This is a genomic window from Pedobacter yulinensis (assembly GCF_003029735.1).
In the GTDB taxonomy this organism is placed as follows: domain Bacteria; phylum Bacteroidota; class Bacteroidia; order Sphingobacteriales; family Sphingobacteriaceae; genus Pedobacter; species Pedobacter yulinensis.
In genome coordinates this window covers 109,295-127,503 of the sequence record NZ_KZ686272.1, presented here as the reverse complement: position 1 = coordinate 127,503, position 18,209 = coordinate 109,295, and the positions used below count along the sequence as shown (strand labels likewise).

The 18,209-nt window shown below is 49.9% G+C and carries 20 protein-coding genes and 1 tRNA gene; 6 read left to right on the top strand and 15 right to left on the bottom strand.

What is annotated here, in order from left to right:
* Positions 1-61: 61 nt before the first annotated feature.
* Positions 62-487: a DUF6223 family protein gene (locus C7T94_RS18280; protein ID WP_107217374.1), complete on the top strand. Its 426-nt coding sequence runs from the start codon at positions 62-64 to the stop codon at positions 485-487.
* A gap of 38 nt (positions 488-525) precedes the next feature.
* Here C7T94_RS18280 and C7T94_RS18275 read toward each other — a convergent pair whose 3' ends face one another.
* The 5 genes from C7T94_RS18275 to C7T94_RS18255 all read right to left on the bottom strand — a co-directional run bounded on the left by C7T94_RS18275 (position 526) and on the right by C7T94_RS18255 (position 4,455).
* On the bottom strand, positions 526-1,074 hold the full coding sequence (locus C7T94_RS18275; protein ID WP_107217449.1) for a dihydrofolate reductase family protein: 549 nt from the start codon (positions 1,072-1,074) through the stop codon (positions 526-528).
* A 121-nt stretch (positions 1,075-1,195) separates the two neighbouring features.
* A complete protein-coding gene (locus C7T94_RS18270; protein WP_107217372.1) occupies positions 1,196-1,540 on the bottom strand; it encodes a hypothetical protein in 345 nt (114 codons plus the stop codon).
* Between the two features lie 108 nt (positions 1,541-1,648).
* Positions 1,649-2,107 (bottom strand): SRPBCC family protein, encoded by a 459-nt coding sequence (locus tag C7T94_RS18265; protein WP_107217371.1) that lies wholly within the window; start codon positions 2,105-2,107, stop codon positions 1,649-1,651.
* A 222-nt stretch (positions 2,108-2,329) separates the two neighbouring features.
* Entirely contained in the window at positions 2,330-3,721 is a 1,392-nt protein-coding gene (locus C7T94_RS18260; RefSeq protein ID WP_107217369.1) for a serine hydrolase domain-containing protein, read from the bottom strand.
* A 98-nt stretch (positions 3,722-3,819) separates the two neighbouring features.
* Positions 3,820-4,455 carry a helix-turn-helix domain-containing protein gene (locus C7T94_RS18255; RefSeq protein WP_107217366.1) on the bottom strand — a complete coding sequence of 212 codons (636 nt, stop codon included), beginning with the start codon at positions 4,453-4,455 and terminating at the stop codon, positions 3,820-3,822.
* Positions 4,456-4,680: 225 nt separating this feature from the next.
* Between C7T94_RS18255 and C7T94_RS18250 the strand changes: the two genes are divergently transcribed.
* The 4 genes from C7T94_RS18250 (at position 4,681) to C7T94_RS18235 (ending at position 6,722) form a co-directional block, all read left to right on the top strand.
* Positions 4,681-5,418, top strand: a complete 738-nt coding sequence (locus C7T94_RS18250) for a DNA-formamidopyrimidine glycosylase family protein (protein ID WP_107217364.1) — start codon at positions 4,681-4,683, stop codon at positions 5,416-5,418.
* A gap of 283 nt (positions 5,419-5,701) precedes the next feature.
* Positions 5,702-6,043 carry a serine hydrolase domain-containing protein gene (locus C7T94_RS18245; protein ID WP_162618757.1) on the top strand — a complete coding sequence of 114 codons (342 nt, stop codon included), beginning with the start codon at positions 5,702-5,704 and terminating at the stop codon, positions 6,041-6,043.
* Positions 6,040-6,480: a serine hydrolase domain-containing protein gene (locus C7T94_RS18240; RefSeq protein WP_107217360.1), complete on the top strand. Its 441-nt coding sequence runs from the start codon at positions 6,040-6,042 to the stop codon at positions 6,478-6,480. The genes C7T94_RS18245 and C7T94_RS18240 overlap by 4 nt, the downstream gene beginning before the upstream one ends.
* A complete protein-coding gene (locus C7T94_RS18235; protein WP_107217358.1) occupies positions 6,432-6,722 on the top strand; it encodes a serine hydrolase in 291 nt (96 codons plus the stop codon). Before C7T94_RS18240 ends, C7T94_RS18235 begins: the two co-directional genes overlap by 49 nt.
* 241 nt (positions 6,723-6,963) lie before the next feature.
* Here the strand turns inward: C7T94_RS18235 and C7T94_RS18230 are convergent.
* Positions 6,964-7,043: transfer RNA gene (locus tag C7T94_RS18230), tRNA-Leu, on the bottom strand.
* Between the two features lie 123 nt (positions 7,044-7,166).
* On the bottom strand, positions 7,167-7,451 hold the full coding sequence (locus tag C7T94_RS18225) for a DUF3817 domain-containing protein (protein ID WP_107217356.1): 285 nt from the start codon (positions 7,449-7,451) through the stop codon (positions 7,167-7,169).
* A 435-nt stretch (positions 7,452-7,886) separates the two neighbouring features.
* Here C7T94_RS18225 and C7T94_RS18220 point away from each other — a divergent pair, with 435 nt between their 5' ends.
* Positions 7,887-10,022, top strand: coding sequence for an LruC domain-containing protein (locus C7T94_RS18220; protein WP_162618756.1), 2,136 nt, complete (start codon positions 7,887-7,889; stop codon positions 10,020-10,022).
* A 107-nt stretch (positions 10,023-10,129) separates the two neighbouring features.
* On the opposite strand, the gene hscB is transcribed toward C7T94_RS18220, so the two are convergent.
* From hscB to C7T94_RS18180, 8 genes are all read right to left on the bottom strand, one after another.
* Positions 10,130-10,660: a Fe-S protein assembly co-chaperone HscB gene (gene hscB / locus C7T94_RS18215; RefSeq protein ID WP_107217352.1), complete on the bottom strand. Its 531-nt coding sequence runs from the start codon at positions 10,658-10,660 to the stop codon at positions 10,130-10,132.
* 1 nt (position 10,661) lies between these two features.
* Entirely contained in the window at positions 10,662-11,996 is a 1,335-nt protein-coding gene (gene rseP, locus C7T94_RS18210) for an RIP metalloprotease RseP (RefSeq protein ID WP_107217350.1), read from the bottom strand.
* Between the two features lie 21 nt (positions 11,997-12,017).
* Complete coding sequence (locus C7T94_RS18205) at positions 12,018-13,190, bottom strand: 1-deoxy-D-xylulose-5-phosphate reductoisomerase (protein WP_107217348.1); 1,173 nt, start codon at positions 13,188-13,190, stop codon at positions 12,018-12,020.
* A gap of 20 nt (positions 13,191-13,210) precedes the next feature.
* Entirely contained in the window at positions 13,211-14,710 is a 1,500-nt protein-coding gene (locus tag C7T94_RS18200; RefSeq protein ID WP_107217346.1) for a GH3 auxin-responsive promoter family protein, read from the bottom strand.
* A 54-nt stretch (positions 14,711-14,764) separates the two neighbouring features.
* Positions 14,765-15,580: a hypothetical protein gene (locus tag C7T94_RS18195; RefSeq protein ID WP_107217344.1), complete on the bottom strand. Its 816-nt coding sequence runs from the start codon at positions 15,578-15,580 to the stop codon at positions 14,765-14,767.
* A gap of 2 nt (positions 15,581-15,582) precedes the next feature.
* Positions 15,583-16,545, bottom strand: a complete 963-nt coding sequence (locus C7T94_RS18190; protein ID WP_107217342.1) for a glycosyltransferase — start codon at positions 16,543-16,545, stop codon at positions 15,583-15,585.
* Positions 16,546-16,567: 22 nt separating this feature from the next.
* Positions 16,568-17,521 carry a glycosyltransferase family 2 protein gene (locus tag C7T94_RS18185; protein WP_107217339.1) on the bottom strand — a complete coding sequence of 318 codons (954 nt, stop codon included), beginning with the start codon at positions 17,519-17,521 and terminating at the stop codon, positions 16,568-16,570.
* Between the two features lie 102 nt (positions 17,522-17,623).
* Positions 17,624-18,193, bottom strand: a complete 570-nt coding sequence (locus C7T94_RS18180) for a DUF4199 domain-containing protein (RefSeq protein WP_107217337.1) — start codon at positions 18,191-18,193, stop codon at positions 17,624-17,626.
* Positions 18,194-18,209 lie beyond the last annotated feature (16 nt).

Here is an 18,209-nt window from a genome sequence, read left to right as displayed (position 1 = left end):
TTTTACAATTTCCGGCTTTCCAAGCGCCTTAACTTGCCTGAAAAAACTCATTAGAAAATATATGGCTATTTCCCCTCGTCTGTTTTTCGCCGCCGTACTGCTGTTGTCTGTATGGCTGACGTTTTCCACAGCTGCAAATGCAGCGCTGACCGGTCAGGCTTCTGACAGCCAGCTCCCGAAGCCAGAAAATGCCCCGGTAACAGGCCTTACTGCCGGACGGTCAAAATCGATCGCGGCCGGGTTACTTGCCGTGGTTAGTGTAGTTGGAGGCGGCATGGCAAAAATAAGGCGCAGGCGCACCCTGGCTAAAATTGGCCTGACAACGGGCCTTGTAGCTGTTCTGATCAGCCTTATCCATCTCAGCACAAGTGCCGGCGCAGCATTGGGCTCGGGCAGCGGAAAGGCCGGTGCATTCATTGCGCTCGTACTGGGCCTAATTGGCAGCTCCCTGAGTGGCCTGGTCTTGCGGCAAAAGGCAGGGTCCTGAATGCCTGCACAGACAACCTGACTGGTCAATCTGACCGGCTACCTGGTATAATGCAGCGCCACACAACCCGACTTGAATTTCACCACTTCGTTAAGCTTCAGTTTAAGTTTGTCCTGCAATGTGGCGGCGTCGAGCAGGCGCCGGCCTTTGCCCACCATTACCGGATGGACCACCAGGTTGAATTCATCTATAAGGTCTGCTGCGACCAATTCGGGCAGCATGCTTACACTATCGACCGAAATAAGGCCTCCAGGCTGGTGTTTCAGTTTCAAAAGTGCTTCTGCAGGATTGCTCCGCACCAGGACGATATCCGCAGTTTTTTCACTTAGCGTTGTCGAGACAACGACCTTTTTTGCGGCGGTTAAAGCAACTGCAAAACGGTTTTCAGCAGCAGTACCCGATTGTTCCCGGGCCACATCAGCCCAATACGGAAACATCAGCTGATACATGATACGGCCAAAGAAAAACACATCCACGCCCCGCACCTGTTCGGCGAAGTAGCTCATCACCTCTTCATCGGGCTCGCCAATCGTGTGGTCGCAATAGCCATCCAGGCTGATGTTCATAGTGAAGGTTACCTTTCTCATATGTTCACGGTATTTACAGACAGCCAAAGTTAACGGATGGTTCGAAGCTGCATGGGGGCAATTGGGGACAAAAAAGGGGTCGTTTAGGCCAGGTTGCGGTAACCTGATCAGCATGGCCATGTCAAAAGGGCGCCAGTTGTTTCCTGAGCTCTCTGTACACTTTGCGCGGAAGCGTCTTTTTGAGCTGAATGATGACGACACCATGTGCGGCCCTGGAACCATAAATGGCTGTCGCCTCTGGCCCTGTCTCGAGCCTGACTTTCTCAATCCTTTCCTGCATGGCCAGGCTGTCTACCTGCGATTTTTTAAGTGTAAATGTTTTTTTTCCGATATGGACCAACCATAACAGCTCAGGCTTTGTAACGGTAGAAAAACTGGGACGAAGTCCGGTCTTTTCCTGCGCAAACAGCTGGTTTGAAAAAACGGGCAACAAACAGAACAGGAGCAAAAATTGAAGTGGTTTCATGGGGTTTTTCTTGATGATGCATAGGCCGCCTCAATTCCACAGGGTAAAGCCAAAATACTTTATAGGCCATAAGGCCGTCTAAATTGATTCACTCGCTCGCAACGATAGCTATCGTCCCTTGCCATCAACGGCCTTGCCGGCAAACAGCGCTTGCAGAGCGGGCAGCACAATCCGGTCCCAGCCGGCAGCGATGTGCGCTGTGCGCTGCTCATTGCCGTTGAAGTTCTCAATTTGCGTAACAAGCATCGTTTCCTCGCCTTCGGAATGAAGGGTATAGGTAATATGCAGGTGGTTTTCGGGTACATCAGGAAAGCCAAAGTTCGGGTCGAAAGACGAATACCGCAGCAACCTGCCCGGTTCGCAGGCAAGGATCACACCACGCTCGCCGCTTTCATAACCTTCATAATTCCCGCTCCAGCGAATGGGATGACCGACCTCCCAGTCGGACGCGACGGAACAGTTAAACATAAACAACCTTGTTTTTTCGGGATTTGTTAAAGCGTCCCATACCTGGCTGGGGGTAGCTGACAACCGCAGCGTTCTGACAATGGTTTGTGGTTCGAACATGGTCTATCAATTAAAGATTTTTTTAACATAGAGCGATTTTTTAGCCCCTTGCTGCATCAAAAGTACATCGGCGGCCCCTTAAAAAATTGAATAAAACCGTCATTCCCTGGTAGAACAAACAGCGCTTCCCTTAACTTGCCCGGATGTTGAAGGCATATGTACAGTTTCAGCGAACCGGGTTGCTGGGATTGATCCGTTCACAAGCCACATGCCATTGAGCTGCTATTTCTTAATCCAGGTCAATTGATCAAGCCTCAGCGACAAGACCTTTCCCCCGGCTGCTAAAAACTGGTAAGTAACATCATGACCGTTATGCCCTCTTGCCTTGAGGGCGTTGCTGCCCGAAAACACCAGGGGTTCTTGCGGCAGCAGATCTTCGAGGTAAGTCGAGAACAGCCTGCCGTCCTGTTTGTATATCCTGAGCGTTTCATTGCTGCCCTCCAGGTAGTAGGTCCCGGCATAAGCATCAATGTTTGTTACGGGTTGCTCGGCAAACAGGGGCAAAAGCAATCCGGCAATATATTCATTGAGCCTGCCAAACTCGAAATCGGTCGCGTTTGTTAACACCACCCAACCCAATTTTGCTTTGGGATGAATAACTATTTCGGTTCTGGCGCCCAGCATTGCGCCTTCGTGTTTTACAAAGGGATAGGACCGCTGCCAGCCTATCCCAAGCGCATGCATCATCCGGATCGTCTTTGGCGATAACACTGCTTTGTCTTCTGAGAATTGTGCACTGATAAACCTGGCCATATCCCTGCCGGTAGAAAACATGCCGCCGGCCGGCGCACTCGCATTGACCTTAAATCCGGGTGTCCGGACAAACGATTGCGTTTCCTCCCGGTAAGAATAACCTGTAGCGATCGTATTCATAGCATGGCTCATGGTCCCGAAACCGGTAGCCGGCATGCCAAGCGGCTGGCAGATCCCCTTTATAACGGCAGCCTCAAATGTGGTTTTTGCTGCTCGGCCAAGCCCGATGCCGAGTAAGGTATAACCCATATTCGAATATTGCCTGCTGTCTGGCGGCAGCAAGTCAAATTCCGGATGTTCCCTGGAAGCTGTACCCAGCGACTTCAGGAACGCAGCCAAAGTAGCTGCCTGTACGGGGCCGTTCAATTTCCCGTTGAGCTGCCATTGCTGAATTTGCCGGGCAAAAGTCACATCGGCAGCCGCATTTCTGGGCAAGCCCGACGAATGTGTCAGCAATTCGATCATCATTGTTCCGCTGGCTGGCCGGCCGCGGTTTTGCCCTCTGAACTCCGGCACCAGTTTCCGGATGTCGGTATCCAGGCCTATCACACCTCGCTCCCAGAGTTTCATGGCCAGCGTCGCGGTAAAAAGCTTGCTCAACGACTGAAGCTGGAATTTTGAATCAATGGTTGCAGGGGTTTTACTTTCCAGGTCGGTATAACCCGAAGCGCCAGCGAACAAGACGTTGTCTTTATAAACAATCACCAGAACCAAACCGGGTGCATGGTAACGGTTTTGAAATCCTGCTACAGCCTCGTTTAATTTTGCAGTGGTTGAATCGGCCAGAACGGTCTGGGCAGAGGCGGTTGTACCGCAAAGCAGGAAACCGAGGAGTACCGCTATCAAATATTTACCTGACATATTTTTTTTCGGTAAAACTACAGCAACCGCCTTCTTTCCGCTGCAGCAAGGAGGGCGTCAATTATATGACAATGTTATGCCAGGTCGGCCTGTCCTGCTCAAAAAAAGTTAGGAAAGGCTTTACTCACCGCCTTTTTCTGATTCAGTTTCCAAGCAAGGTATAGCGTCGAAAAAATGTGCCCGATCAGCAGGATGAGGTAAAGCCACAGAAATAAAGGAACGTCCAGGATTTCACCGATATTCCAGATCAGATGGTCGAGCAAGGGTGTCATAACCAGACAAACCGCGGTAACGAGACTCCAGATGATCTGGAAGCTGATGATCCGCAGTGCATCTTCCCGGGCGGCCGGGGCATTGATCTTCCGGTGAAAGACCCCGTATAGGACGGGCACGACGACCAGATTCAAAAAGGGAAAAAGAAGTACCGAAAGCGCGCCTAAATTAATGATCTTGACGTGCCTGTTCTTTGCCAATGAGACAGGAGTCCGGGCATCGGTCGCCGCCGCGTTCTCCGCCCATTCCGCCTGGTGATCGACAGGTTCGGCTGCTTTCGGGGTAAACAGTTCATGAGGCGAGATCTGAAGTGCTGTACAAAGGCTTCGGATGACATATGGGCTGCCTGACGACTGGTTCTTTTCCATGCGTTGTATGGTTCGAAGAGAGATACCCGAGAGGCCTGCAAGCTCCTGCTGAGATAATTGTTTTGCCAGTCTGAGCTGTTTCAGCGTCTTCATCTGCTTTGTGCACCAATAGCTGGTTAAAGCTACTACTTTCCGGTAAAAGATGTGATCCGAATTTCACTGGCAGTGAAATTTTGACAATTAACCATGGCAGATATTGTCGCGCGGGCAACAACTATTGCCCCAGATCCGTGTTTAATTCAGGAAGCATTTCTCTTCCTGACGCCGACGGTGAGCCGGTCGTGCAGCCGAAGAATAGAACAATGCGCAAGAAACCATATGCCTGAAGGACCATCCATTGTTATATTGCAGGAAGCCGTCGAAGAACTTCACCTGGAAGGAAAAAAGATTCTTGCCGTTGAAGGCAACAGTAAAGTAGACCAAAGTTTGCTGGAAGGCCAGCAGGTAGAAAGCTTCCGGTCATGGGGAAAACACTTCCTGGTATGTTTCAAAAACTTAACCCTCCGCATTCATTTCCTGTTGTTCGGAACATACCGCATCAATGAACGAAAGGAATCGCCTGTACGGTTAAGCCTGCAATTCGAAAAGGACGAACTCAATTTTTATGCATGTTCGGTCAAAATCTTCGACAGCCATGTAGACACACTATATGACTGGTCGGGCGATGTCATGGCCGATGAATGGAAAGCTTCAAAAGCGATCAGGAAGTTGAAAGGACTGCCAGAAATGCTTGCCTGCGATGCGCTGCTGAACCAGGATATTTTTGCTGGCAGCGGCAACATCATCAAGAACGAGGTCCTGTTCCGCATCAAAGTGCATCCTTTGTCTGCAGTCGGCGCACTTCCAGAGGCCAAATTAAAGGAAATGGTCAGGGAAACGAGAATGTATGCCTTTCAGTTCCTGGAATGGAAAAAAGAATTTACACTGAAAAAGCATTGGCTGGCGCATACCAAAAAAACTTGCCCGCGCTGCAAGATCCCGTTTACAAAAGCCCATACCGGCAAAACCAACCGCAGAAGTTTCTACTGTGAAAATTGCCAGGTGCTTTATGGCTAATGAGTGTTTGATAAAGAAGGTGGCCGGATCAGGCGCGTGAAGATTGAGGATGCTGATTTCACAAAAGATTGAATCGTATCATGCCCCCCTTCTGTCTGATTCAGCCCTTCAAACTGGAGTTGCGATCCGTCGCGATGAGTTGTGCCTGGGTTAAACTTTAAGCGTTTAAAAAAAGTTGCGTCTGCCAAGGATTGTCAAAAGCCCTTTGCGGACCGGTTGCTCAATTCCTATCTTTCGTCAACAAACCGCTTTACATGAAATTTCTTTTTGTATTACTCAGTACTTGCTGGTTGGCGATTTGTTTGCTCAATCGACCTTACAGCAGGTTAGGGCTGTAGACAGCATCTTCAGCCGGTACAATGCCCCTGAGACCAGCGGGATCAGTGTCATGATTATCCGGGATGGCCGGAAACTTTACAGGCGATCATTCGGGTATGCTGATATCGCCAGAAAAATGAGGGCTACGAACAAAACCAATTACCGGATCGCTTCAGTAACCAAACCTTTTACCGCAATGGCGATCCTCATGCTCCGCGACCAGGGTAAGCTTGGCCTCGATGACCGGCTGGCTCGTTTCTTTCCCGGGCTGCCACCATCAACCAGAGAAATTACGGTCAACAAATGATCAACCATACGTCGGGGCTGCAGAGCTATGGCAGCGTTCCGACGACCCGCCCGTTAAAAGATATCGATGTGCTGCGCATCGTGGCCAGACAGGACAGCACAAATTTTAAACCCGGCACAAAGTTCTCGTACAGCAATACAGCATATGTGCTGTTGGGATTGATCGTGGAAAAAGCATCCGGCTTACGTTTTGACGAATTTGTTCGCCGCCATATATTCAAACCTTTGAGAATGTACAACTCGACGTTCAACAACCTGGAGGGCCGGATATCGAACCGTGCCTATGGCTACAATCCGAAAAATGGCAAGCTTGTGGTGGACGATCAGAGTTCCGCCCGTTACCTGCAGGGCGATGGCGGGATCTATTCGTCAATTGACGATTTCTATCATTGGGACCAGGCGCTTTATGCGGAAAAGCTGTCAGAAAGCAAACCCTGAACGAAATATTCAGCCCGAGTTCAAACGAAACGCCCGACGTTGCCTACGGTTATGGCTGGTACATTAAACACCGCTATCATACCACACGGATCTCGCATAGTGGCGGAACAACAGGGTTCTCATCTTATTATGTACGTTATCCCGAGAAAAAATTCTCTATTGTTGTGTTCGGAAACCAGGATGAGGGGCTGGCACTTGACCCAATCATCAGGGCAATAGAACGGATTTATTTGGAACGCTGACGGGCAGGCCTGCTCATTTGGGGATAGCCCCTAAGATCGGACATGCGTCTGATAGGTACCGGGTACGGGAAATTCTGTCGAACACTTGTCCGATTTCTCAACGTAATATCGGACGTTCCCGAACCGGCGGATATACGATTGCCCCGGCATGGCACATCTTTAATGCAAACTGCAAGGAAAATTGTGAAAAAACAAAAGCCTTGTAACTTAGCAGTTAACAAGGCTTTATCATGTTTGAATGTACCCAGCGCCGGAGTCGAACCGGCACGGTTTCCCACTGGTGTTTGAGACCAGCGCGTCTACCAATTCCGCCAGCTGGGCAGATCCGTTCATTGCTGAACGGGCTGCAAACATAGATATTCGTTCGCTTATTCGCAAATATATATTTAAGTTCTAAGTACAAATGGTAAGTGCTAACGACCATGTACCAAGTACAACTGAGTGTTATTCGTCTTTCAGCTTCTTATCCACCCAGAACGGTGCAAAGGGCAATAACGATGACACAAAAAACAACGCCGCTTTGCCAAACGACCACCGCTTCTCGCTCCAGGCCATGACCAGCAAGGCTGCATACAACACAAACAGCAGCCCGTGTGCCCAGCCGGTATATTTTACTGCTGCGGGCAGGTCTGCAAAGTATTTCAGCGGCATGGCTACAAACAGCAGCAGCAAATAAGAGATGCCTTCCAAAACGGCTACCCTGCGAAAAAGGTTGATCGTACTTCCCATGAATCGTGATTTTGCCGCAAATTAGGGCAAATAAGCCATTCGCTCAAATCGATCTGGGCTTATGACTTTGGGCCGACCGACCGCTATGGCAATTCTGACCACGCATGGCCTCAAGGCAGGATCAGGCCGCCACAAGTCCATTCCACACAATGGGGAACCACGCACGCCACACCCGCTCCACAAAATTTACCCATTGGGGAACGGTTTACACAGCTCCGGGACCACTTTGTCCGGGTCTGGCAACATCTTGCCGGGACATCCCAGCGGTTTACCGATACCCTGCCTGGTGCACGGCCACAGGGCACCATTCTTTCATAAGGATTACCAAAAGCAGCTCACTGCGGCCTTCTGTGACACATGTTTGCGTTCAGCTACAACCGAACATCCCTATTGAATGGCACCGCGACAGCTGGACACAAAAAATTATTTATAACCATGAAAAAAAACTTACAAAAAACAGCATTTGCCTTTTTACTCGTTTGCGGTGTCATCTCCGGCTGCAAGAAAACTGACAGCGCCATTGCGCCAGAAGCAGGAACGCCCGCCAGCGGGATCCCTTCAACCTTTGCCTACCAGACATCGCGCCCGGTTCAGTTCGACATTCAATTGCTTAGCAACAACAACCAGCCTATTAAAGGCGTGGTGTTAACTGTTACAGCAACCGACAATGCAGAGAAAATTTTCCTGAAAGGCGTGAGCGATGCATCAGGCTATGTACGCGCTACCGTCGATATTCCTTACTACCTTGACTCTGTAGCCGTTATGCCAAAGTATACCGGTTTACTGAATAAAGTAAAATCAGTCATCAAAAACAAATCATCTGTAAAGATGGTCATCGGCGGTGTAGATGGTTTGAGCGGCGACGTGGTCATCACCAGCGAAACGCCTTCGGCGACAGGCTCCACCATGACGGGCAAACAAGGTTCTATTGTAGCTGGTATTCTCGGTACCGATTACAGCTACCCTGCTCCGTATACCAGTTCTGCAGGTGCCATCGTTAACACGTCTGAGTATCCTTTCTCCCTTGGCCGGCCCAAATACCTGCTTGGCACATCTGATGAGATCGATGCCAGCCTGCTTTCCTACATCAACGCTTCACTGCCTGAAGGACAGCCGGTCACGCAAACACACCCCGAGTACCTGACCAGCACTGCCCAGTCAAACATCGTGGTTACGCAAAATAACACCGAGGTATTCGTCACGTTCGTTTCAGAAGGTGCTGATTATAAAAACACGCTTGGCTGGTACAGCTACCCAACCAACAACCCTCCCACACAGGCTTCAGGATCTACCCTGCAAAATGCAATTGACGAAGTGACCATGGTTTTCCCGAACGCATCTGCTTACGGTTCGGGCGGCGGATTGAAAGCCGGCAACAAGGTAAGCCTGGGCAAATTCAGCGCCGGAACTACCATTGCGTTTGTCCTGATTCAGAATGCCTGGAGCAGCAACGGTATTCAGACCGGAAACACAAAGTTTTATACCGATTCACGCTTCAACCCCGAGTCTACAGCTGCCTTGCGTAAACACTCTGTTATGCTTTACGACAGTCAGCACGAACTCTTCGTGTTTGGTTTCGAAGATATAAACCGCAGCGCGACTGCCGGCTCTGACAATGATTTCAATGACCTGGTGGTTTATGCGACAGCCAACCCGCCTGCAGCTATCTCAAAAACAAACGTATCTGCCATTGACACCCGCGTAGACAGTGATAACGATGGTGTTGATGACTCAATCGACGAATTCCCGAACGATGCAAGCCGTGCTTACACCAGCTATTACCCCTCTGCAACAGGCTGGGCAACTCTTGCCTTCGAAGACAATTGGCCAAACACCGGCGACTTTGATGTGAATGACCTGGTGGTGAATTACCGTTATGCCTATGTGAGCAATGCGGCCAACAACGTGGTTGAAATGACCGGTTATTACCTGCCTGTAGCCGCCGGCGCCGACTTTAAGAACGGCTTTGGTGTACAGCTTCCCGTTGCTGCCAGTTCAGTGGCCAGCGTAAGCGGACAAAGCCTGCAAAACGGCTATATCAGCCTGGCTGCAAATGGTACAGAAGCCGGACAAGCTAAAGCGGTCATCATTCCATTCGACAACCACGAAAACCTGCTGAAAAACGCTGATGGCTCCAGCCAGATCAACACCGTTCCCGGCAAACCCAAAGCAACAGCGGCACAGGCCACGGTAAAAGTTACTTTCACCTCGCCAATTGCCCAGGGCACCCTCGTAAACAATGCACTTAACCCATTCTCGATCAGCAACAAGCGCAGGGGTTACGAAATACACCTGTCTAACTATGCACCGACAGACAAAGCAGACAAAACCCTGTTCCGTACAGGTGCAGACAACAGTTTGCCAGCCAGCAACCGGTACTACATGGACGCCAACAATGCACCGTGGGCGCTGAATTTCCCCGATGCCTTTGCTTATCCTGCCGAAGCCAAGTCGATTAAATCGGCTTATCTTAACTTCGATGCCTGGGCCAAGTCGGGCGGCACACAATACACCGACTGGTACATTTCTACCGCTGCTGGCTACCGCAGCGAGGGTAACATCTTCAAGTAACTGCATCCGTTCAGAATTCATAAAAAAACCGGGTCGATTAAATCGACCCGGTTTTTTAGTATTCAATATATCGTTGCTATATCACCTTGCGGTGCTGAAAAAGTACCCTAGTTAAGCTTTGCCAGGTTCTCCTGCATACGCACCAGGTATTTTAAGCGGTAATGCAGGTCTTTGATTGCCTGCAGCAGCCCGGACTGAACGGCGCCATCGTCTGTTTCATCGTATTGCCGGGTCAATGCGGCGAGCTCTTCCTGCATCTCTTTCTCGATCGCGGCAACCTGCCCGCGTATCACGCCGGCCTTTTGCTGGTCGGGATCAAACTGCAGATCCATGATGGCTTCGTTCACCTCCATCATGTCCATCAAGAAAGCCTGGGGTAATACATAATTTTCATTGGCCGCCAGCACGCCTTTTAATTCCAGCAGGTAGGCCATGCGCCTGGCCGGATCGCTCAGCGTTTTGTAAGCATTGGTGTTCAGAGTACTTAACTGCAGCACCTCGTCCTGTTTTTCGGGGCTTTCGTTCGCAAAAAAGTCTGGGTGGTATTTGCGGCTCAGCTCAAAGAACCTGGCTTTTACAGCAGCTGCATCCAGGTTGAAGGCTGGTTGAAACCCGTAAAACCTAAAGTAATCTTCCATGTTATTTACCCATAATGGCTTTGAAAATATCGTTCCCGAGTACAAAGACCATGAGCGAAAGTAAAATAACAAACCCCGCTATCTGGGCGCGTTCCAGGAACTTATCGCTGACCGGCTTGCCTTTTACCATTTCAATCAGGAGAAAAACGACATGCCCGCCATCCAACGCCGGAATCGGCAGCAGGTTCATAAAGGCCAGAGCGATAGAGATGAATCCTGTCGATGCCCAGAACCGGGCCCAGATCCATTCGCCTCCATAAATCTTGCGTGCAATTTCAACTGGTCCGGAAAATGCTTTTTGAGCCTGCACTTTACCTGTTATCACTTTCCAGATGCCCTTTGCATTGTCGCTGAAGGTTTTCCAGGCCTTATCTGCACCAATTGGCAGCGACTCGAAAAATCCATAATTAAGGGTCTGCATTTTGATTTCGTCGAGCTGGAAGGCCACACCGAAGGTGCCGGAATTATCCAGTTTGGCGTTCAGTGTAACCTGTTTCCCGGCGCGGTCTACAACAAGCGGAACACTTTTATTTTTTGCGAGCTGTACCTGATCGGTCAGTTGGTCCCTGAACAACGCAGGTTTCCCGTTAAAGGAAAGCAGCCGGTCGCCCGCTTTTATACCCGCTTTAGCGGCAGGGGTTCCGGGGGCTACCTCGCGAATCCGCGTACTGATACGCGGGTCAGGACTGATGAACTCTGCCAACCCAAGGTCTGATACCTGGTTAAGCATGTTATCAGGCACGCGGATGTTGATGGCCTTGCCATCGCGCATCACCGTCAGGGTGGTGTTGCCCATCAGCACTTTCGGACTGATGACCTCTTCAAAACGAATAACTTTTTTGCCGTTGATGGCAATAACCTTGTCGCCGTCTTTCAGACCTACCTCGCGGCCAATGCTGCCCGGGTGAATACCGTGCTGCACAGAACTGTTCGGAATAAAGGTTTCGCCGTATTTAAAGGTCAGCATCCAGAAGATCACGATACCCACAACGATGTTTACAATGATCCCACCCAGCATCACGATTAATCGCTGCCAGGCAGGTTTGGAACGGAATTCCCAGGGCTGGGGCGGCAGTTTCATCTGCTCGGTATCCATCGACTCGTCGATCATGCCGGCTATTTTTACATAACCGCCAAGTGGCAGCCAGCCGATACCGTACTCCACATCCCCTTTTTTAAAACTGAACAGTTTCACACCCCAGGCGTCAAAGAACAGGTAAAACTTCTCTACTTTGATACCGAAGGCGCGTGCTGCAAGAAAGTGTCCAAGCTCATGCAGGATAACCAATATTGATAATCCAAGCAGCAACTGCCCCGCCATAACCAATCCATTCATAAATTTCTTTTGTTTTTTGTTTTAAATTAGATGTACCCTTTGTTGCTTTGTTACCAGATCAGCGGCAAAGATACGGGTATGTTCATCAGTTTCTAAATAATTCGATAGCGAGGGCTGCCCGATAAACGGCAGGTCGTCCATGCACCTTTCCACCACATCGCTCATTTCCAGGAAACCGATCTTCTTTTCAAGGAATGCCGCCACCACAACCTCGTTCGCCGCGTTCAGCACACAGGGCTGGTTTCCTCCTTTGCCGAGTGCCGTGTAAGCCAGGCCAAGGTTACGAAATGTATGCATATCGGGTTTGCTGAAAGTGAGTTCCGGGTATTCAAAGAAACTGAAACGCGGAAAATCGTTTTTTATTCTCTGCGGGTAAGCGAGCGCGTATTGAATGGGCAGTTTCATATCGGGCAGGCCCAGCTGTGCTTTAAGCGAGCCGTCGGTGAACTGCACCAGCGAATGCACGATCGACTGCGGGTGTACGACCACCTCGATCTGGTTGGCCGGCAGGCCAAAAAGCCAGCTGGCTTCAATGACCTCAAGTCCTTTGTTCATCAGCGAGGCCGAATCGATGGTTATTTTTGCACCCATGACCCAGTTTGGATGCCGCAGGGCCTCATCACGTGTAACGCTGGCCAGAAATTCCCGGTTCTTGCCGCGAAACGGTCCGCCGGATGCGGTCAGAATAATCTTTTCGAGTTCATTGCCGCTTTCGCCGGCCAGGCACTGGAAAATGGCAGAATGTTCAGAGTCTACCGGCAAAATGCGCACCTGATGTTCGGCAGCAAGCGCGGTAACGAGCTCGCCGGCAACCACCAGTGTTTCCTTATTGGCCAGGGCAATGTCTTTCCCCGCTTCTATGGCGGCAATGGTGGGCCTCAGGCCTGCCGCACCAACCAGGGCAGTCAGCACGGTGTCGGCTTCCGGCCAGGCGGCCGCTTCGGCAAGCGCAGCTTCGCCACATAACACCTCGATTCCGGTACCTGCAAGGCCGTCTTTCAATGCCGCATAATGCGGTTCATAACCGATCACCACCACATCAGGCCGAAACTCGAGCGCCTGCGCAATCAGTAACGTTACACTGTTTTGTGCGGTCAGCACCCGGACCTTAAACCGGTCCGGATTGCCGCGTACCACTTCAAGTGCCTGTTTTCCAACCGAGCCCGTGGCACCTAATATTGCAATGTTTTTCAAATTCAAATTTTTTATAGCGCTCACAGGACCCAATTGACAAGCGCATCGGCGATCTTCCTGTCGTTACTCAGTCTTGGCACTTTGTTCTGCCCGCCAAGTTTCCCCTCCTGCTTCATGTAACTGACAAAGGCATCTTTTGAAAGACTGCGCATCACCAGCGGACGAAGGATCTTTCCCTCAATCAGGTCAAAATAGTAAATATTTTTCTTTTGCAAAGCCAGGTCTACCTTTTTGGAAAAGGCCTCCAGGTCTGCAGGTGCATTGGCAAATTCCACGAACCATTCGTGGTACGGCAGCTCGCCTGCCGGCGGATTAACCTGCGGCGCCACCGTAAATTCGGTAATGCCGACCTGTTCCTCAGCTGCAACGGCCAGCAGGGCCTGTTCCACCTCCTCGCCGATCACGTGCTCCCCAAATGCCGAGATAAAATGTTTGATACGGCCTGTTACAACGATGCGGTATGGCGACTTTGACACAAACTTAACCGTATCGCCAATGCTGTAACCCCACAACCCGGCCGAAGTATTCAAAATGAGGGCATAGTTTACATCGAGTTCCACATCGGCCAGGCTCAGGCGTAGCGGGTTTTCATCGTAAAAATTTGCAGCGGGAATAAATTCATAATACATGCCGGCATCGGCCAGCAGCAGCAACCCTTTCTCAAACTGCGAGTCCTGGTAGGCAATAAAACCTTCAGATGCAGGATAGGTTTCAATTGCGTCTACACGCCTGCCAATACTGGCTTCGATCTTTGCACGGTAAGGTTCAAAATTCACACCACCGTATACAAACAGGCCGAAATTCGGAAATATATCCTTTATCTGTTTTCCGCCCGAGGCGGCGGTCAGTTTATCAAAATACATCTGTACCCAGGGGGGTATACCTGATATCAGGGTCATGTCTTCTTTCAGCGTCTCTCTCACAATGGCATCTACCTTCTCTTCCCAGTCGTCAATGCAGTTGGTCTGGTAAGAGGGCAGGCGGTTTTTTTGCAGGTAACCCGGTACATGGTGGGCAACGATTCCCGAAAGCCGCCCCACCGAAATGCCGTTTTTCTCTGTCATCTCCGGACTTCCCTGCAAAAAGATCATTTTACCGTTCACAAAGCCAGCCTTACCGGTTTCATTGATATAGGTAAGCAGGGCGTTGCGCGCCGCACGAATGTGCTCGGGCATGGACTCTTTTGAGATGGGAATATATTTTACACCAGAGGTCGTGCCAGAGGTCTTTGCAAAATACAGCGGTTTGCCGGGCCACATGACGTCGCGCTCGCCGGCCACCACGCGGTCAACGTAAGGCCGCAGCTGTTCATAATCGCGAACCGGCACCCGAACACGAAAGTCAGCATGGTTCCTGATCGAGGCAAAATCATGATCCCGCCCAAAGGCGGTATTTTTTGCCTGGGCAACCAGTTTTTTTAGTGTTTTTTCCTGGGCTGCAACCGCGTTGTTTTTCCACCTGTTGATCCGGCTCACCACGAAGGCGGCCAGCGGTTTGCTCAGACTTGCTTTTAGTCCCATGTTTAAAATGTAAGTTGAGGCGCGGCAATTCCGCTGTTATGTAAACAGAGTGCGTTAAACAATGTTATGAAGGATGTCGGGGCGTGCATCGCCCCTGTACTCCTGCATCATTTTGCGGTAGGCCACCGTCAGGGATACGGCAGACAGCGGCACAATGATAAATGAGCTCAGCACATTGATGATGAATGATACAATGGGCCAATGCAGGTAACTGAAGGCCAGGTACAGCAACTGGAAACCGCCCAGCACCAGCAACAGCAGCAGGATCTTTGTAAAATTACCTTTGGTCGTAGCCAGGCTCAGCTTGATCGATTCGAAAGGTTGTGCTCCCTTATCCAGGATGAAAAAAGGAAAAAAGGAAATGCGCAGCCAGGTAATAAATATAGCCAGGATACCGATCGAAATAAAGATGCCCGAGATCAGGTGAATGGTCTTCTGGGTCGTAATGACATGCGTCTTGATGAGCAGCAGAATGATCGGGAACGGCACGAGCGTAACCAAAAGGTATACACCGATAATGCACATCATGAAATACAACGTGGCGATCAGGAACCGTACGATCTGCACCTTGGTCGGGATGGTACCCACTATCGTTACATCATTCTCCTCATTGTCGAGCAGGTGAAAAATATACCGCAGCAGCGACAGGTTGATCGTGAAATACATCAGGATAAACAGGAACACCATCAGCACACTGAGGGGCCGGCTCACTTCGTTCAGGAAAAAAGCCATCAGGCTGCTCGCGCTCGAGGTGAGAAACATCAGGAAACACAGTGTGGCAATAGACAGGTAATGCTTCCTGGTAATGCCCCAGGCGCGCTGAATCACTTCGTTAACAGCAAATGTGCTTTCCTTTAAAAACTCTATCATGTTTATTTAAACACAACTCTTTTGAAAAAGTCTTGAATAAAACCAAAACCATAAGCGACCAGCTGTGTGAAAGCCGCAATTACGCTCAAAAATGCAACTTTCAGCGATTTATTTTGCAGCAGCGCATGAAAAAATATCAACAAAAAGTAAATACTGAAAAGCGCATCGCCCAGATAAGCAAGAGGCAGATAAATAGCATGCATGAGCAGCACCGTCGCCAGCCCGAGCGTAAAAATGGCCGGAAAAAAGTGAACTGCCTTCAGCTCAGCCGGAAAGTGTTTGTAAATGTTGATCCGTGCACGGCCAAAGAAGTGCAGCTGTTTATAAAACTGGCCGAAACTGGTGCGCCGCTTGTGGTAAACGTGCGCCTCAGGGATCAACCCGATCTTGAAGCCGCTCTGATGGATCCTGATGCTGTATTCAATATCTTCGCCCAGCCTAGTCAGGATAAAACCACCTGTTTTTTCCCAGACCTCCCTGCTCAGCCCCATGTTAAAGCTGCGCGGATGGAACTGCCCGATGTGTTCTTTATTGCCCCTGATGCCGCCTGTAGTAAACGGCGAGGTCATGGCGTAACTGATGGCCTTCTGGACCGGTGTAAAACTTTTGTGTGCGGCATCGGGGCCGCCGTAAGCGTCTAGTTCATGTTCAAAAAGGTAATTCCGCACCTTTTCGAGGTACTGCTTCGGGATGAGGCAGTCAGAGTCGAACACGATAAAGTAGTCGCCCCGGGCATGCGTAAAGCCAAAGTTCCTGGTAAAGCCCTGTCCTTCGTTTTCCTTATAAAAATAACGGATGTCCAGCTTCCCTGCATAAGACTCGACGATCTGCCGGGCATCAAGGGTTGAACCATCTTCAATAACCAACACCTCAAACTGCATATACGTTTGCCGGGTCAGCGTGTACAGCAGTTCGTTAATTTCCTGCGGACGATTGTAAAGCGGAATAATAATCGAAAAAAACACGGTTTGCTGATTAATCTGTCAGTTAATCAATGGTGGTCTCGATCAGGTATTCATTCCTTTCCGGTGCATTTCTGGACACCAGCTCAGCAATAAAGCCGGTCAGGAACAGCTGCGAGCCCACGATGATGGCCACCAGCGCAATGTAGAAAAGCGGCTGATCGGTAATGTCACGCTTGTAACTGATGTGTGCAGACAAGTGGTACAGCTTTTCGCCAATGATCCACAAGGCCATAATCAGGCCGATAAAAAAACTCAGTACGCCCAGCGTTCCGAAAAAGTGCATCGGTCTTTTACTGAACTTGCCCACAAAAAAAATGGACAGCAGGTCAAGAAAACCGTTAATAAACCGGCTGAAACCAAATTTGGTCGTCCCGTATTTTCGGGCCCGGTGTTCAACCACCTGCTCGCCGATCCGGTTGAAACCTGCCCACTTGGCAATAACGGGGATATAGCGGTGCATCTCTCCATACACTTCGATTGTCTTGACCACATCGCTCCGGTAGGCTTTGAGGCCGCAATTGAAATCGTTCAGTTTAATGCCGCTCATGCTCCGCGTAGCGGCGTTGAAAAGTTTAGTCGGTATGGTTTTGGTAACCGGATCGTACCGTTTCTTCTTCCAGCCCGAAATGATGTCGAATTTCTCTTCGCGAATGCGGCGGTACAGTTCTGGTATCTCATCTGGGCTATCCTGCAGGTCTGCATCCATGGTAATAACCACATTGCCCCGGCAAGCCGCAAAACCAACGTTTAACGCAGCAGACTTGCCATAATTGCGTCTGAACTTGATCCCTTTAACTGCCGGATACTGTTCTTTGAGCTCAGCGATCACCTCCCAGCTCCGGTCGGTACTGCCGTCGTCTATGAGCAATACCTCATAACTGAACCGGTTGGCCTGCATAACCTGGTCTATCCAGGCGACGAGTTCAGGCAATGACTCATCTTCGTTGTAGAGCGGTATGACGACAGATATATCCATTTTTAATATAAAAACTGTTTACAGGAACACTCCCGTAAACAGTATATTTCTTTTGCCGCGAAGATCGCGAAAATTTTTGACTCCGTATAAATCCCGTACTGGTTAGCCCTCTACGATGCGGTTGTTCTCAGTATCGATATACACAGGTCGCTCTTTCTTGAAAATGGCTGCGCCGATCAGGCTAACGATGGTTCCGAAAAAAGCCAGGAACAGGATCACGCCAAATACGATCATCCAAATCATGTACTTGCTCATCATGTCTATAGCCTGTTCTTCCTGCTCAGTCTTTGCATTTGCTTTGGCCGTATCCATAATCTGGTCAAGTGCGCCCGGGTCGAGCACCAGGTAATATAACAGCATCAGCAATGCACCGAAAAGACCTGCAAGCAGCGCCACACGGAAGCCGGTCGAAAAACCGCGTCCGAAACTCATGAAGCCGCCAAGTTCGCTTTTGTGTTTCCACTGGGCATAAAAAATGGCCAGGATAAACGGCACATAGGTCAGTACGGTACTCAGAACTTTATAACCGATCGAAAGATTCTTGTCCTGTGTGTCGATGCCTATCGCTTTAAAAATGTACAGCAGGATCAGCGAGTAAATCGCGTAGATCACAGCTACCTGAAGCGCCAGCTGTGTCGGTTTTTTTTCAGATTCGATAATCTTTTGTTGCATGGTATGTCTGGTTTAG

Coding starts and splice junctions, on each gene's coding strand:
- C7T94_RS18280 (WP_107217374.1), top strand. CDS start 62: ATGGCTATTTCCCCTCGTCTGTTTTTCGCCGCCGTACTGCTGTTGTCT.
- C7T94_RS18275 (WP_107217449.1), bottom strand. CDS start 1,074: ATGAGAAAGGTAACCTTCACTATGAACATCAGCCTGGATGGCTATTGC.
- C7T94_RS18270 (WP_107217372.1), bottom strand. CDS start 1,540: ATGAAACCACTTCAATTTTTGCTCCTGTTCTGTTTGTTGCCCGTTTTT.
- C7T94_RS18265 (WP_107217371.1), bottom strand. CDS start 2,107: ATGTTCGAACCACAAACCATTGTCAGAACGCTGCGGTTGTCAGCTACC.
- C7T94_RS18260 (WP_107217369.1), bottom strand. CDS start 3,721: ATGTCAGGTAAATATTTGATAGCGGTACTCCTCGGTTTCCTGCTTTGC.
- C7T94_RS18255 (WP_107217366.1), bottom strand. CDS start 4,455: ATGAAGACGCTGAAACAGCTCAGACTGGCAAAACAATTATCTCAGCAG.
- C7T94_RS18250 (WP_107217364.1), top strand. CDS start 4,681: ATGCCTGAAGGACCATCCATTGTTATATTGCAGGAAGCCGTCGAAGAA.
- C7T94_RS18240 (WP_107217360.1), top strand. CDS start 6,040: ATGATCAACCATACGTCGGGGCTGCAGAGCTATGGCAGCGTTCCGACG.
- C7T94_RS18225 (WP_107217356.1), bottom strand. CDS start 7,451: ATGGGAAGTACGATCAACCTTTTTCGCAGGGTAGCCGTTTTGGAAGGC.
- C7T94_RS18220 (WP_162618756.1), top strand. CDS start 7,887: ATGAAAAAAAACTTACAAAAAACAGCATTTGCCTTTTTACTCGTTTGC.
- hscB (WP_107217352.1), bottom strand. CDS start 10,660: ATGGAAGATTACTTTAGGTTTTACGGGTTTCAACCAGCCTTCAACCTG.
- rseP (WP_107217350.1), bottom strand. CDS start 11,996: ATGAATGGATTGGTTATGGCGGGGCAGTTGCTGCTTGGATTATCAATA.
- C7T94_RS18200 (WP_107217346.1), bottom strand. CDS start 14,710: ATGGGACTAAAAGCAAGTCTGAGCAAACCGCTGGCCGCCTTCGTGGTG.
- C7T94_RS18195 (WP_107217344.1), bottom strand. CDS start 15,580: ATGATAGAGTTTTTAAAGGAAAGCACATTTGCTGTTAACGAAGTGATT.
- C7T94_RS18185 (WP_107217339.1), bottom strand. CDS start 17,521: ATGGATATATCTGTCGTCATACCGCTCTACAACGAAGATGAGTCATTG.
- C7T94_RS18180 (WP_107217337.1), bottom strand. CDS start 18,193: ATGCAACAAAAGATTATCGAATCTGAAAAAAAACCGACACAGCTGGCG.